We start from the raw sequence: 15,516 nt of genomic DNA, 5'->3' as shown, positions 1-15,516 counted from the left end.
TGACTTATCAGGAGGCATCTTATGCGTGTATTTCTTACCGGAGCTACGGGGTTTATTGGTTCTCATCTTATTCCTGAGCTGCGCTCTGCCGGGCATCAGGTCATCGGTCTGGCACGCTCTGATGCCAGCGCCAGCGCGCTGACCGGCGCGGGGATTGAGGTGCATCGCGGGTCGCTTGAGGAACCCGATTCACTGCTGGCGGGCGTGGCTCAGGCCGACGCGGTCATTCATACCGCCTTCGATCACGACTTCAGCCGTTTTGTCGAAAACTGCCAGAAAGACAGCCGGGTGATCGCCGCACTTGGCGCGGCACTGAAAGGGTCGTCGCGGTCGCTGATCATCACTTCCGGTACCGGAATGGGCGATCCGGGGCATGGCGAGCTGGCGGTGGAAACGGTGTTTAACCCGGCGCATCCCAACCCGCGTATCGCCTCTGAGCTGGCGGGCAACGCGTTGCTGGAGCAGGGCGTGGATGTGCGGGTCATGCGGCTGCCGCAGGTGCATGACACCCGCCGCCAGGGGCTGATCTCGTACTATATTTCGCTCAGCCGGGAAAAGGGCAGCGCGGCGGTCATTGGCGAGGGGATGAACAGCTGGTCGGCGGCACACGTGACCGACGTGGCGCGGCTTTACCGGCTGGCGCTGGAGCAGGGTACGCGTGGCGAACGCTACCACGCAGTTGCCGAACAGGCGGTGACTTCGCGCACGATAGCTGACGTGGTCGGCGCCGGGCTGGGCGTTCCGGTGGTGTCGCTGGCTGCGGCAGAATCTCAGGCGTATTTCGGCTGGTTCTCCACCTTTGCCTCGCTCGATTTACGCGCCTCGGGCGACTGGACGCAACAGCGGTTTGGCTGGCAGCCGGTCGGTCCATCGCTGGTCGACGATTTACGGGCGATGGCGTACTCAGCGTAACTCGTTGGCCCGGCGGAAACGGCCTTCGTAATCGAAGACTTTTTCCCGCACCTGCCAGAACTGCCCTTTTTTACGGGCGACAACGAAATCAGGATGGCGCAGCAACCCCTGCTGCGCCAGAATGTCCGCGGCGGTGATCCAGCGCAGCGGAACGCCGGGCGTCCGGGTGTGCGGGCGCATAAACAACTGTTCAAACGCGGTGCGCTGCGCAGGCGTTTGCAGACGAAAACGTTCGCTGACGTCAGCACCATCTTCATCAAAATAGGTCACTTTCAGCCATTCACCTTTCTCATCTGCGCCCTGTTGCAGCACCATGCCGCTACAGCGCAACACCAGCGCGTCCTTGAGTTTCAGCGCTGCTTTCAGCATATCATCCGGATCAACCAGCACGGTGTCGCACTCGCGGCAGCGGCGGGCGGCGATGTCATTTTCCGCATTACATTGCGGGCAATTTTTGAAGCGGAAACGGTAGTCGCACTGCGCGCGGTGCCCGTCATCGTCTTCAAACCAGCCCTGACAGCGGCGGCCGAAATGTTCAATCAGCGTGCCGTCAGCGGTGGTTTTCCCCCAGAACGTATTGGCAAAGCCGCAATCGGGGCAGAAAACCTGCACCGGCACGTTGTCGCTTTTTCCTTTGGGCGTTCCCACTTCCGGCGTGTAGAGATCGTGCGGGTTTCCGGCGTAATCGAGGATCAGACAATCGGTTTTGCCCGGCGCGAGACGCAGCCCGCGCCCGACGATTTGCTGATACAGGCTGACGGATTCGGTCGGGCGCAGAATGGCGATGAGATCCACATGTGGCGCGTCAAAACCGGTAGTCAGCACCGCCACGTTGACCAGAAAGCGAAACTGCTGCGCTTTAAAGGCTTCAATTAACGCATCACGCTGCGCGCCAGGGGTTTCGCCGGTAATCAACCGCGCATTGTCGGCGGGCAGCAGACCGGTGATTTCCCGCGCATGTTCGACGGTGGCGGCGAATATCATCACCCCTTTGCGCGTTTCAGCAAACTCCACGATCTGGCTGATGATATGTGGTGTGATGCGCTGCTGTTTTTTCAGCTCGCGGTTGAGATCCGCTTCACTGAACAGACCGTTGCTCTGCGCCTGCAGACGGCTGAAATCATACTGCACGACCGGCATATCCAGCCGTTCCGGCGGTGTCAGATAGCCGTGTTTGATCATGTAGCGCAGGGGGAGTTCGTAGATGCAGTCGCGAAACAGCGCTTTTTCCGTGCCGCGCACCATGCCGTGGTAATGGAACTGGTAGATCCAGCCTTTACCGAGGCGAAACGGTGTGGCGGTCAGTCCTAACAGACGAATGTGCGGATTCACGGTTTTCAGGTGGCTGAGAATTTGCTGGTACTGGCTTTCGTCGTCATCGCCAATACGGTGGCATTCATCAACAATCAGCAGCGAAAATTCACCCTGAAAGCTTTCCAGATTACGCGCGACAGACTGCACACTGCCAAACACGACTTTGCCGTGGCTCTCTTTGCGCTTCAGCCCGGCGGCAAAAATGTCCGCCTCCAGCCCCAGCGCCCGGTATTTGGCGTGGTTCTGCGCAACTAGTTCTTTCACATGCGCCAGCACCAGCACGCGCCCACGGGCCAGTCGCGCCAGTTCGGCAATCACCAGACTTTTTCCGGCGCCGGTGGGCAGCACAATCACGGCGGGTTCAGGGTGATGACGAAAGTGGGCGAGGGTGGCGTCAACGGCTTCCTGCTGATAGGGGCGAAGTGTAAAAGTCATAAGTCTGCTGTTTTCATTTTCACGCCTACAGTATGCCACGAATCTTTTTCCTTGAGTGACGAAAGGAGCCCGTTATACTGATCACAGTTATTACTTCTTTTTCGGGACGTTTTCCCGACCCCCGGCATTCTGACAGGCTAAAAAAACCTCATGCGACTTGATAAGTTTATCGCTCAGCAACTCGGCGTCAGCCGTGCTATTGCCGGGCGTGAAATTCGCGCCAGCCGCGTTACCGTGGATGGCAACATTGTGAAAAACAGCGCGTTTAAACTGCTTCCTGAGCACGTCGTGGATTATGATGGCAACCCCCTAATCCAACAGACCGGACCGCGCTATTTTATGCTGAACAAGCCGGATGGCTACGTCTGCTCGACAGACGATCCAGATCATCCAACCGTCCTTTATTTCCTCGACGAGCCGGTCGCGTACAAGCTGCATGCGGCAGGGCGTCTGGATATCGACACCACCGGGCTGGTGCTGATGACCGACGACGGTCAGTGGTCGCACCGCATCACTTCACCGAAACACCATTGCGAAAAAACCTATCTGGTGACGCTGGAATCGCCGGTAAGCGACGAAACCGCGGCGCTGTTTGCGCAGGGTATTCAGCTACACAATGAAAAATCGCTCACCAAACCTGCTGAGCTGGAAGTGATCACCCCGACGCAAGTGCGCCTGACGATCAGCGAAGGCCGCTACCATCAGGTGAAACGCATGTTCGCCGCGGTCGGCAACCATGTTGTCGGCCTGCATCGTGAACGGATCGGCGGTATTACGCTTGATCCGCAACTGGAGCCGGGGGAATACCGCCCGCTCACCGAAGAAGAAATCGCCAGTGTCGGCATGCCTTCCCACTAATCTGAGGAGCTTTTTGTGACATCCAGGCAGAATTCTTCACTGGGTATTGTTTTTATTCTTGGCCTGCTGGCCATGCTGATGCCACTGTCGATTGACATGTATTTGCCCGCACTGCCGGTGATCTCATCGCAGTTCGGCGTTCCGGCGGGCAGCGCGCAGATGACGCTCAGCACCTATATTCTGGGTTTTGCACTGGGCCAGTTGTTATACGGGCCGATGGCGGACAGCATTGGCCGTAAGCCGGTGATCCTCGGCGGTACGCTGGTGTTCGCCGCGGCGGCGGTGGCCTGTGCGCTGTCACAGACCATCGATCAGCTGATCACCATGCGTTTTTTCCACGGCCTCGCGGCAGCGGCGGCAAGCGTGGTGATCAACGCCCTGATGCGCGATATCTACCCGAAAGAAGAGTTCTCCCGCATGATGTCTTTCGTCATGCTGGTGACGACCATTGCGCCGCTGGTGGCGCCGATGGTCGGCGGCGCGGTACTGGTCTGGTTCAGCTGGCATGCGATTTTCTGGATCCTCGCCGTTGCTGCTTTGCTGGCCTCGGTGATGGTGTTCTTTTTTATTCACGAAACGCTGCCCGTTGAGCGGCGGCAGAAGTTTCACATTCGCATCACCATCGGCAACTTCGCGGCGCTGTTTCGCCATAAGCGCGTGCTGAGCTACATGCTTGCCAGCGGTTTCAGTTTTGCCGGGATGTTCTCCTTCCTGAGCGCCGGTCCGTTTGTCTATATCGAGCTTAACCACGTCTCACCGCAGCACTTTGGTTACTACTTTGCGCTGAACATTGTCTTTTTGTTCATGATGACCATCATTAACAGCCGCTTTGTGCGTCGGGTAGGCGCGCTGAACATGTTCCGTGCCGGGTTATGGATCCAGTTTGCGATGGCGCTGTGGATGGTGGTTTGCGCGCTGCTTGGTGTGGGATTCTGGGCGCTGGTGCTGGGCGTCGCCGTGTTTGTTGGCTGCGTGGCGATGGTGTCGTCAAATGCGATGGCGGTCATTCTGGATGAGTTTCCGCACATGGCCGGTACGGCCTCATCGTTGGCGGGGACGTTCCGTTTTGGCATCGGCGCGATTGTTGGCGCGATCCTGTCACTGGCAACGTTTACCACTGGCTGGCCGATGCTGATTTCCATCATGTTGTGCGCCAGTTGTTCGCTACTTTTCTATCTCTACGCCAGCCGCCCCAGGAAAATTACGCACTGATCCTGCCTCAGAGGGGGTAAATTGGCCCCCTTTCTTGACACATATCAACGGAGTTTCTGTTCGTTGTTCTGATGGATGTTTCTTTTATGTAAAATCAATTTATGTAAAAAGTCACATCGATGTAGACAAAAAGGTTGTGTTAGATCACAGAAACGGGTACATATAGCGCAAAATACATCCGTAGCAGTTTTGTAAAACGCAGGATAATAAATCGTTAAACCTTGCCTGGTGCAGATGTAAACGTTTTCCACGCGGCTTGCAGGACGATCTGCCAGCGATGTGTTAATATAAATGTGAAATTATTGTGAAATTTTGTTTTTTCCTGGGGAAAAATCGTGAATACCATGCAGCTTTCCATCGTTCATCGCTTGCCGCAGAGCTATCGCTGGTCTGCCGGTTTTGCAGGTTCAAGAGTTGAACCGATTCCGCAAAACGGCCCGCTGAGCGATAACAACCTGGTGGGCCTCAAACTGCTGAGCCCGGACGGTGAAAAAGCCTGGCCGGTAATGCATAAGCTCAGCCAGGCGTTAACAGATATTGAAGTGGCGTGTTCCGTACTGGAATGCGATGGCGAACCGTGCCTGTTCGTGAACTGTCAGGACGAGTACGCTGCGACCTGTCGCCTGAAAAATTTCGGCGTGGCGATTGCGGAGCCGTTTTCTGGTAATAATCCTTTCTGACCGTCAGCTCAACGACAGTAGCTGGCGGGTATACTCTTGCTGCGGTGCGGCAAAGACGCGCTGACACTCTCCTTGCTCCACCACTTCCCCCTGACGCAAGACAATCACCTGATGGCACAGCGATCGAACCACATGGAGATCGTGGCTGATGAAAATGTAAGCCAGGCGATGCTTCTCCTGTAGCGCTTTGAGCAGCGCGAGGATTTGCGCCTGCACGGTTCTGTCCAGTGACGAGGTCGGTTCATCCAGCACAATCAGTTCAGGTTTGAGGATCAGCGCACGGGCAATGGCGATGCGCTGGCGCTGACCGCCGGAAAACGCCGCCGGGTAACGCTGACGGGTTTGCGGATCAAGCCCCACTTCCTGCATCACGCGGATCACTTCTTCTTCACGCTGCGCCGGTGTGAGCGCAGGCTGATGCACGCGCAATCCCTCTTCGATAATCTGCAGGACATTAAGACGTGGATTCAGCGACGAATTCGGGTCCTGAAACACCACCTGAATGCGATGACGCAGCGGCAGCATCTGCTTGCGGTTGCGCCCCTGCAACGCCAGCCCGTCAAAGACAATCGAACCTTCTGAGGCAATCAGCCGCAGCAGCGCCAGCCCGGTGGTGCTTTTGCCGGAGCCGGATTCGCCGACCAGCCCCAGCGTTTCCCCCGGACGCAGCGAAAAGCTGATCTCTTTTACTACGCGATTGCTGTCCACGACGCGGCGCAACACGCCTTTTCGCACCGGGAACGCCACGCTCAGTTTTTCAATCTGCAGCAGCGGTTCGGCGTGGCCGGTAAGCGGAACCGGATCGCCGGATGGTTCACTGTCGATAAGCTTGCAGGTGTAAGGGTGAACAGGGGCGGAAAACAGCGCGCTGGCGCGGTTCTGCTCCACGCAGCGACCGTTCTGCATCACCGCCACGTTGTCGGCCAGTTTGCGCACGATGCTCAGGTTATGGGTGATGAACAGCAGGCCCATGTTCAGCTCGTCGCGCAGTTCGCGCAGCAGTTGCAGGATTTGCGCCTGCACCGAGACATCGAGCGCGGTGGTGGGTTCGTCGGCGATCAGCAACTCTGGCCGCGTCAGCAGCGCCATGGCAATCATAACGCGCTGGCGCTCGCCGCCGGAAAGCTGATGCGGGTAATCCGCCAGTCGTTTCGGCGCATTGCGGATCCCGACGCGATCGAGGCAGTCGAGGATTTCCGCCCGTGCGGCCTCTTCACGCATACCGCGATGCAACGACAGCACTTCGTACAGCTGTTTTTCCAGCGTATGCAGCGGGTTCAGCGAAACCATCGGCTCCTGAAAAATCATTGCGATACGGTTGCCGCGAATGCCCCGCAGAGTTCGTTCATCGGCATGCAGCAAGGACTGACCGTGGAAAAGGATGTCTCCGGTCGGGTAGCTGACCGGCGGGGACGGAAGCAGTCGCAGCACCGAGAGTGCGGAAACGCTCTTCCCGGAACCGGACTCGCCCACCAGCGCCAGCGTTTCGCCCGCGTTAACCTGCAACGACAAATCACTCACCACCGTGCGGCTTTCACCGCGATCAGTAAAGGCGATGGAGAGATTTTCGATGGTCAGTAAGGGAGAGATCATCCTACACCGCCTTATTGGGGTCGAAGGCATCGCGCACGGCTTCGCCAATAAAAATCAGCAGCGACAGCAAAACTGCCACTGATAAAAACGCCGTAATACCGAGCCACGGTGCCTGCAGGTTATTTTTCCCCTGTAGCAGTAACTCGCCCAGCGACGGTGAGCCCAGCGGCAACCCGAAGCCGAGGAAATCAAGCGATGTCAGCGTGGTAATGGAGCTGCACAGAATAAACGGCAGGAAAGTGAGCGTCGCGACCATCGCGTTAGGCAGCATATGGCGGAAGATGATCCCTCGGTCGCTCACCCCCAGCGCCTGGGCTGCGCGAATGTAGTCAAAATTTCGCGTACGCAGGAATTCGGCGCGCACCACGCCCACCAGCGCCATCCAGCCAAATAAAACAGTGATGGCGAGCAGCCACCAGAAGTTGGGTTGTACCACGCTCGACAGCAGGATGATTAAAAACAGCGTCGGCATGCCGGACCACACTTCGATAAAGCGCTGGCCCCAGAGATCGACTTTTCCGCCGTAGTAACCCTGCAACGCACCCGCCAGCACGCCCATGACGCTTGAGCACAGCGTCAGCATCAGGCCGAACAGCACGGAGATGCGGGTGCCGTAGAGAATACGCGCCAGCACGTCACCGCCGTTGGCGTCCGTCCCCAGCCAGTTAGTCGCTGACGGCGGGGAAGGGAAGGGGCGATCGGTGGCGAAATTAATGCTGGTGGCGCCAAAATGAACGGGCGCCCGGATCACCCAGCCGTTATCTGCCAGCTGTTTTTGCAGCCACGGATCCTGGTAATCCGCGCTGGTTGAAAAGGTGCCGCCAAACTGCTGCTCGGTGTAATCTTTCAGAAAGGGCACGTACAAACTGCCGCGATACTGCACCAGCAACGGCTTGTCGTTCGCCAGCAGTTCTGAAAACAGGCTGCAGGTAAACAGAATGAGGAACAGCCACAGGGACCAGTAACCGCGACGGTTATGGCGAAAGCGTGCCCAGCGGGCCTGGTTGACGGGACTTAATCGCGGCATCAGCGGCCCTCAAAATCAATGCGTGGGTCCACCAGCGTATAGCTGATATCGCTGATGATATTCAGCAGCAGACCAATCAGGGTGAAGATGTAAAGCGTGCCAAACATCACCGGGTAATCGCGGGAGAGGGTGGCTTCGTAGCCTAACAGCCCCAGCCCGTTGAGGGAGAACATCACCTCAATCAGCAGCGAACCGGTAAAGAACATGCTGATGAAGGTGGCAGGAAAACCGGCGATCACCAGCAGCATCGCGTTACGGAAAATGTGCTTCCACAGAATATTATGCTCGCTCACCCCTTTGGCGCGCGCGGTGACCACGTACTGCTTGCGGATCTCATCAAGGAACGAGTTTTTGGTCAGCATGGTCAGCGCCGCAAAACCGCCAATCACCGTCGCCAGCACCGGCAGAGTAATGTGCCAGAGGTAATCGGTGATCTGTTTATACCACGGCAGAGCGTCGAAATTGGCCGAGGTCAGCCCACGCAGCGGGAAGAGATCGTAATAGCTGCCGCCCGCGAAAAAGACGATCAGCAAAATGGCGAACAGGAACGCCGGGATCGCGTAGCCGATGATGATAAACGCGCTGCTCCAGATGTCGAACCGACTGCCGTTTTGTACCGCCTTACGGATGCCCAGCGGAATCGAGACCAGATAGATGATAAGCGTGCTCCAGATCCCGAGCGAAATGGAAACCGGCAGGCTGTCTTTCACCAGTTGTAACACTGACGCGCTGCGAAACAGGCTGTTGCCGAAGTCAAAGCGCAGGTACTCACCCAGCATCTTAAAATAGCGTTCATGAATGGGTTTATCGAAACCGTAACGGTGCGTGATTTCCGCAATGACTTCCGGATCTAGCCCGCGCGCGCCGCGATACTGGCCGTCGCTGATATTACCGACGCCGGTGCGCGCATGCGTTGCGCCCATCCCTTCGCCACCCGCGCCAGGCAGGGCGCTGCGATCGCCGAACTGAATCGCCGCAATGGCCTGGTCGACCGGGCCGCCAGGCGCGATTTGCACGATAAAAAAGTTAATGGTGATGATCGCCCACAGGGTCGGGATCACCAGTAATAATCGGCGGATCAGGTACGCGCCCATAGGGTTCCTTAACGTCTGTCTGCAGGCAGCTTCGCGGCTTTATTCACGTCATACCACCAGGTATCAAAGCCGAGCGAATATACAGGGCGCATGACCGGGTGCGAAAACTTATCCCAGTAAGCGATGCGATCTTCTGCCATGTACCACATGGGTAACTGATAGTAATTCCATGTGAGGACGCGGTCCAGCGCGCGTCCGAGGGGAAGCAGTTTCTCTTTGTTTCCCTGCCAGTGAATAATGTCGGCGATGAGCTTATCGATCACCGGATTTTTAACCCCCGGGGCGTTGTAGGTGGAATCGACATACTGCGAGGCCCAGGCGATTTGCAGATCGGAACTCGGCCACGGTGTCGCCTGCCACAGCACTGGCATCATGTCGTAGTCGCGGTTACGCAGGCGATTATTCAGCTGCGCGTTATCCACCTGGCGAATCTCGAGCGTCACACCGAGACGGCTGAGGCTGTGCTGGAAGGGAAGCACCCACTGATTGTTGCCCCCGGAGCCCAGCAGCAGCTCAAAGCGTAACGGCTTGCCGGTCTGCGCGTTCACGCGTTGCTGTCCTTTCAGCGGCCATCCCGCCTCATCAAGCAGTTTGCTGGCTTTCAGCAGGTTGTCGCGGTCAAACCCGCCACCGTCCGACACGGGTGGCTGGTAGATGCTGGTGAACACTTCTGGCGGCAGGTCGGGCTTCATAGGTGCCAGCAGAACAAGCTCATCGGCGTCGGGGTAATTGCGCGCCGCGTATTCGGTATTCTGGAAATAACTGTTCGCGCGGCTGTAGGCGGAATAGAACAGGGCTTTGTTCATCCATTCGAAATCAAACGCCAGCGTAATTGCCTCGCGCACTTTGCGATCGCTGAACACCGGGCGCTGAACGTTAAACGCCAGCCAGCGGGTATTCTGCGCCGAGGTGTTCTTTTGCGCATCCATGACAATGTTGTGATTATCAAAGTTGTTGCCGATGTAACGGGTCGCCCAGTTTTTGGCGCTGCTTTCAACGCGCATATCGAACGCGCCTGCCTTGAAGGCTTCAAAGGCGACGTTGTCATCGAGGTAGTAGTCATAGCGGATGGTGTCGAAATTCCAGCGTCCGCGGTTGACAGGCAGGTTGGCGCCCCAGTAATCCTTCACCCGGGAATAGATGATGTACTGCCCCATTTTCCAGCTGGTAATACGATAGGGGCCGCTGGCGAGCGGTGGCATGGCGAGCGGGTCGCTGAGCTTGTGATCGTGCCAGAAGGATTCCGGCATAACTGGCAGGGTAAACAGGCCGAGCATGTTCTCTTTGCCCGGCTGGCCCATCTCAATGCGTACAGTAAGCGGCGCGATGGCTTTAACCGTCGTGCCTTTGTAGTACAGCCGGAACTGCGGTACGCCTTCGGTCATAAACTTCTGAAAGGTAAACGCGACGTCTTTCGCGGTGATCGGCGTTCCATCATGAAAATGGGCTTTCGGGTTCAGGGTGATTTCGGCCCAGGAAAAATCGTCCGCATAGCGTGTGGTTTCTGCGATCAGCGGGTAGTAGCTACCTGGCTCATCATCCGAAGTGGTAAACAGAGAGTCGTAGAGTGATTCGGTGCGCACCCCCGCTTTGCCGCGCAGGGCATAACGGTTGAAGTTGTCAAAGGTGCCAATTTCCGACAGCGTGACCGCACCGCCTTTTGGCGCGGCCGGGTTGACGTAATCAAAGTGGTTAAAATTAACGGCATACTTAGGTTCGCCGATCACGGCAAACGCATCGCTCTCTTTGATTGTCTGCGCCTGGACTGGCAGGCTGAGCAGGGCAATCAGTATGAGACACAGACGTAGAATCATAACCGGGCAGCATCCTTTTGCGGGCCGTTCAACGCGAACTAACCTCTTGTCCCTGAATAATAAGTGACACTCAGTCGCTTGTGAAATATTTCGCAGGTTCGTTCCAGGCAGCAAGGAAACGGTCGAGGGTGATCGGGCGGCTAATCCAGTATCCCTGCAGGAAATTCACGCCGTGATCGCGCAGCCATTCCGCCTGCTCCTGCGTCTCCACACCTTCGGCAACGGTGACCAGATCCATGCGTTTCGCCAGCGTCAGCACGGCATCCAGCACCGGTGATGTCACCGTTTCCATCCCGATGACTTTAATAAACCCACGGTCGATTTTCAGGTAATCAAACGCGTAGCGTTCGAGATAAATCAGCGCGCTGTGTCCGGTACCGAAATCGTCAATGGCGATTTCAAACCCTTCGTGATGCAGCCATTCGAAGACTCTCATGGCCTCTTTGTGCTGGAGGGTGTCGCGTTCGGTAATTTCGAGCACCACCTGGAAATAATTCGGCGGTAATGCGGCGCTTAACGCGCGCATATCATCCTGAAAACTCGGCGTATGCAAATGTCCGGGGGCGATGTTGATCCCAAGCTTCGCCCCCGGCGGCAGGATTTTCTGCAACGTCGGCGCGTCACGGGCGATCAACTCGAACAGATGCTGCGTCAGCGGCACAATCAGGTTTTGCGCTTCAGCAAAGTTGATAAACGCATCCGGGGGAATTTCACCAGCCGAGGGGTGCTTCCAGCGCAACAGCACTTCAACGCCGCGAATTTTCATGTCAATGCTGGAGACCACTGGCTGGTAAACCACATAGAACTGGTTGCGCCTGATGGCGGTAAGGATCTCTTTCCCCGGACGATTGCCGATGCTGAGAATATAAAAGCACAGCAACCCGGCCAGCAGACCCACCACAATCATCAGCAGCACCGCGTATTGCGTATCCTGTACGCTCCACGTGGTGCCGTAGAGGTAAACCTGAAGCGGCAGGTTATCAATTTTCGCAATACGCACCGGCTTGACGTCGAGCGTCGCCGGATCAACCAGCTTACTGGAAAATGTTGCCAGCGCGCGATTGTGCACCACCAGCGCAATGCCGGAAAAATTATTCTGCTTTGCCGAGTAAAGCAGGAAAGGGGTCAGGTTGGCATTCACGGAGGCAAAAACGCCGTGGTTTTTCATCAGCGGATTGCGCACCCAGATGGCGAACGCCGGGCTGGAAGGCATCATCGGCGTACCGGCTAGCAGTTGCATGTCTGACGCTTTACCGGGATCGACATCAGTGGAAAGGCTGTCAAACGGCAGATTCATGGTCCCGGTGGCGGATGAACAAACCGCGCGCTTATCGATGACCAGTAAAAAAGCGCGAACGTTGACGCTGAAGGCCGCGCGGGCGGTAAGCTCCTGTTGGATCTGGCTGCACGGGCTCATGGTCAGCGGTTGCAGGTAATCGATGGTGGTGAGAAGGTCTTTGAAATAGTTGTTCAGGTAGGAATGCAGGTTCTTGATTATCGAATCGAACTGTTCTGCCCGTTTATGATGGATCACCGTGTACTGAATACTTCCCGCCAGCAGTGCAGCGAAGAGTCCCGCCAGAAAACTGAATAACACAATCTTCCGGCCGACAGAAAAATAACGGGTAAGCATAAACGGACATTATCCCTGAAGGTTGGACATGAAGAGCACGCGGTTAAACAGAGTATAGAAACTGTCATTACCCGCGCGCTTTGCATCAGCACAAAAAAAAACACTGCCGCAGCAGTGCTTTTTTTATTCCTGCCGTCGGCCAAGGGTAACCGACAACAGAAGAAATTACGAGCGGCTCAGTATACGACGCGCTTCGTTGTAGCGCTTATTCCAGTATGGCTCATTCATGCTGGAAATCGTTACGCCACTGCTGGTCGAGGCATGGACGAACTGATCGTTGCCAATGTAGATACCCACATGGCGACCGGTTGACCCGGCGCGGAACAGAACCAGATCGCCGGTGCGCAGTTGACCGCGCTTAATGGATTTACCGGTTTCCTGTTGTTCCCAGGTCGAACGAGGCAGCTCTAAACCAAACTGTTCGCGGAACGTGCGCTGTACAAAAGCAGAGCAGTCGATGCCGCGTTTGGTATCGCCACCCAGACGGTAACGAACGCCTTTCCAGCTGGCGTATTGATCCATCAGACGTGATTTAACGTCGAGGTTACGCACCATGGATTCAAATTCATCCTGAGAGGCTTGCAGTGAAGAGGGATCTTCCATACCCACAACACGCGTCTCAGGATGCATATTCTTAGCGGTATTTGTTGAGCTACATGCAGAAAGCAGAACAGCGATTGCAACCGCGGGAATCGCCCGCAGAACATATCTCAAAATCGGTTGAGATTTGACCATTTCGTTTATTTTCCCTTGAAGTCCTTAACGAAGAAATCGTTATAAAAAACGCCAACCCTACCGAGACTAAATACCGACAGACAATGAGACAATTAGGAATCCGCAAAACTGTGGACTGACGCACAAAATTATTCACTGTGCGAATAATTAATGTCTGCACGGCAAAACGAGATTGAGGTTACCCGATCAAGGTTGGCATTGCGAGAGGTTTTGTCTCATTTTTTATAAGAAAAAGTGATACAGAAAGTGACAAACTGGCATAGCGGGAAATAGCGCTATTTTTGCTGCTTAATTAGCCAATTGATTCATTTCTAAGGCACTTTTGTGTGACGGGAAAATGACGGTATTGAATAAAAAAACACCACTTCGTATTCAGGGATCATTGCGATCCCTGATATTCGATGTTAATTAATTTCGCTTAATTGTTTATTTTTTGTTTCTTTGTATGCGGAAGGTATTTATCAAATAGATGAATAATCTTATCGCTGAGTGGCGTCATGAGTACCCATGGCAAACCTGTCAGTACCGCTGTCATTGAACCTACCGCAATATCGGTAAACCAGTGCGCGCCAATCATCACGCGAGGGAAGGCAAAAACCACCACGATAATAAGGGAAATAACGAACGCTTTTGCGCCGAAATATCGCCACATAAATCCGGCGAAAATGAGCAGCATCATTCCGTGATCGCCCGGAAAACTGTCTTTCGATGCGTCCTTAGTCGAAATATGCAGCAGATCGCTAACCCGATAAATATCGGTGAAAAAGAGCGTCGGGCTGGCGCGCTTCACGGGCATCAGATGCTGCGCCAGTTGGTTGATCACCACCGCCGCCAGCAACATGGTCAGGCCGATCATCACCACGCGGCGGCGTCCGGCGTCATCGGCCTTTCGCCAGAAGCTCAGCATCAGGCAGCCCATCGCCAGTAATGAACAGGCGTCAAAGGCGCGGTTGTTGGTGATCGCCAGCAGCCAGACGTACGCGCGGCTTTCACCCAGACCCTGGTTAAAGAAGTGGAAAATCGCGGAATCAAGCACAGACCAGCCGCCGTGATTGACCGGCAAATACCAGGATAAAAATAGCGCCACGCCTGCGATGCTCAGCAGAACATTAAGGAAATATCGGGTTTTCATCGTTGTATCATTGATAATAGTAATGGTGGCAACCATAACGGGGTTAATCTAAACGAAGCCTCAACAGAGCTGCCTGCAAGGGGTTCCAGTCGACGTCAGCGTCATTGATCAGCTCAATACGGCTGTCCGGTGGCGCGACGTTCTGTGTTTCAATATGCAGATCCTGTCCCTGACGATTGATGCGCACCAGCCCTTCCGGGATGCGCAGCACGCCTTTCACGCGGGTTACCGGCGCGAGCCGTGCCCATTCCAGCAAACCGATGGTATCGAACCGGGTGTCTGCATCAAAAATCCAGCCGCAGGCGTGATAGCCCTGACCGCTGTTGGTGCTGCGCCGCCAGCGCTGATGTTCGGGAAGACTCAGTGCCGCCAGCCCTCTGGTGACAGCATGCGAATGGGAATGCTCAGTGCTTTCCGGTAAAGGCGCCAGATTCTGGCGTGGCGCGTCCAGCAGGGAAAGTGAAATCGCGCCCTGCGTGGCGTGATGTAATTCACGACCCTCACCGTTCTGCGCCCACCAGTTTTCCAGCGTCTGCTGGCTTTCCGGGGTTTCGCGATCCTGCTTGTTGGCAATCACAATATCCGCCGCAGCAAGCTGGTCGCGGAAGTTTTGATTGTTCAGCACCTTGTCGTCCAGCAACTGGCGGGGATCAAGCACGCACAGCGTGGCGCGCAGATCGATCCACGGTTCGTAGACCGGCGCGGTCAGTATGTCGAGGATCTGTTTCGGATGACCAAGCCCGGTCGGTTCAATCAACAGCCGGTCGGGCTTGCCCTGTCTCAGCAGGGTATTGAGCCCCACCTGCATCGGCAGACCATTCACACAGCACATGCATCCGCCGGGGATTTCCTTCAGTAACGCGCCACTGTCTGCCAGCAGCGCGCCGTCGATGCCCACTTCACCAAATTCGTTGACCAGCACGGCCCACTTTTCATCGGCAGGCTTATGCGCCAGAAGATGCAGAATCGACGTGGTTTTCCCGCTGCCGAGAAAGCCGGTAATCAGATTCGTTTTGGTCACGAGCACTCCAGAAAAGGTTACAGTCATCACATAACTGACCATCCTGGCGAAAAATT

At 55.8% G+C, this 15,516-nt stretch carries 13 protein-coding genes; 4 read left to right on the top strand and 9 right to left on the bottom strand.

What is annotated here, in order from left to right:
• The first annotated feature begins 21 nt into the window (after positions 1-21).
• A complete protein-coding gene (locus tag AOY23_RS09845) occupies positions 22-912 on the top strand; it encodes an SDR family oxidoreductase (RefSeq protein WP_054179238.1) in 891 nt (296 codons plus the stop codon).
• Here the strand turns inward: AOY23_RS09845 and AOY23_RS09840 are convergent.
• Positions 904-2,661, bottom strand: a complete 1,758-nt coding sequence (locus tag AOY23_RS09840; RefSeq protein ID WP_054179237.1) for a DNA repair helicase RadD — start codon at positions 2,659-2,661, stop codon at positions 904-906. The genes AOY23_RS09845 and AOY23_RS09840 overlap by 9 nt on opposite strands.
• A 150-nt stretch (positions 2,662-2,811) precedes the next feature.
• Here AOY23_RS09840 and rsuA point away from each other — a divergent pair, with 150 nt between their 5' ends.
• The 3 genes from rsuA (at position 2,812) to AOY23_RS09825 (ending at position 5,411) form a co-directional block, all read left to right on the top strand.
• Positions 2,812-3,519: a 16S rRNA pseudouridine(516) synthase RsuA gene (gene rsuA, locus AOY23_RS09835; RefSeq protein ID WP_054179236.1), complete on the top strand. Its 708-nt coding sequence runs from the start codon at positions 2,812-2,814 to the stop codon at positions 3,517-3,519.
• Between the two features lie 15 nt (positions 3,520-3,534).
• Positions 3,535-4,731: a Bcr/CflA family multidrug efflux MFS transporter gene (locus AOY23_RS09830; RefSeq protein ID WP_054179235.1), complete on the top strand. Its 1,197-nt coding sequence runs from the start codon at positions 3,535-3,537 to the stop codon at positions 4,729-4,731.
• Between the two features lie 335 nt (positions 4,732-5,066).
• On the top strand, positions 5,067-5,411 hold the full coding sequence (locus tag AOY23_RS09825; RefSeq protein ID WP_054179234.1) for a YejG family protein: 345 nt from the start codon (positions 5,067-5,069) through the stop codon (positions 5,409-5,411).
• Positions 5,412-5,414: 3 nt separating this feature from the next.
• On the opposite strand, the gene yejF is transcribed toward AOY23_RS09825, so the two are convergent.
• The 8 genes from yejF to AOY23_RS09785 form a co-directional block, all read right to left on the bottom strand.
• Positions 5,415-7,004 carry a microcin C ABC transporter ATP-binding protein YejF gene (yejF, locus tag AOY23_RS09820; protein ID WP_054179233.1) on the bottom strand — a complete coding sequence of 530 codons (1,590 nt, stop codon included), beginning with the start codon at positions 7,002-7,004 and terminating at the stop codon, positions 5,415-5,417.
• Position 7,005: 1 nt separating this feature from the next.
• Positions 7,006-8,031 carry a microcin C ABC transporter permease gene (locus AOY23_RS09815; protein WP_054179232.1) on the bottom strand — a complete coding sequence of 342 codons (1,026 nt, stop codon included), beginning with the start codon at positions 8,029-8,031 and terminating at the stop codon, positions 7,006-7,008.
• The gene (locus AOY23_RS09810; protein WP_054179231.1) at positions 8,031-9,125 is read right to left on the bottom strand and encodes a microcin C ABC transporter permease YejB; all 1,095 of its coding nucleotides are present in this window, start codon (positions 9,123-9,125) and stop codon (positions 8,031-8,033) included. The genes AOY23_RS09815 and AOY23_RS09810 overlap by 1 nt, the downstream gene beginning before the upstream one ends.
• 8 nt (positions 9,126-9,133) lie before the next feature.
• Positions 9,134-10,939 carry an extracellular solute-binding protein gene (locus AOY23_RS09805; RefSeq protein WP_054179230.1) on the bottom strand — a complete coding sequence of 602 codons (1,806 nt, stop codon included), beginning with the start codon at positions 10,937-10,939 and terminating at the stop codon, positions 9,134-9,136.
• A 70-nt stretch (positions 10,940-11,009) separates the two neighbouring features.
• Positions 11,010-12,572, bottom strand: a complete 1,563-nt coding sequence (locus tag AOY23_RS09800) for a cyclic di-GMP phosphodiesterase (RefSeq protein ID WP_054179229.1) — start codon at positions 12,570-12,572, stop codon at positions 11,010-11,012.
• A 165-nt stretch (positions 12,573-12,737) separates the two neighbouring features.
• The gene (mepS, locus tag AOY23_RS09795) at positions 12,738-13,307 is read right to left on the bottom strand and encodes a bifunctional murein DD-endopeptidase/murein LD-carboxypeptidase (RefSeq protein ID WP_054179228.1); all 570 of its coding nucleotides are present in this window, start codon (positions 13,305-13,307) and stop codon (positions 12,738-12,740) included.
• A gap of 418 nt (positions 13,308-13,725) precedes the next feature.
• Entirely contained in the window at positions 13,726-14,439 is a 714-nt protein-coding gene (locus AOY23_RS09790; protein WP_054179353.1) for a phosphatase PAP2 family protein, read from the bottom strand.
• A 43-nt stretch (positions 14,440-14,482) separates the two neighbouring features.
• Positions 14,483-15,460, bottom strand: coding sequence for a CobW family GTP-binding protein (locus AOY23_RS09785; RefSeq protein WP_054179227.1), 978 nt, complete (start codon positions 15,458-15,460; stop codon positions 14,483-14,485).
• Positions 15,461-15,516: the final 56 nt, after the last annotated feature.

Source organism: Trabulsiella odontotermitis (genome assembly GCF_001297775.1).
GTDB lineage: Bacteria > Pseudomonadota > Gammaproteobacteria > Enterobacterales > Enterobacteriaceae > Trabulsiella > Trabulsiella odontotermitis.
This window is presented reverse-complemented; position numbering and strand designations above follow the sequence as displayed.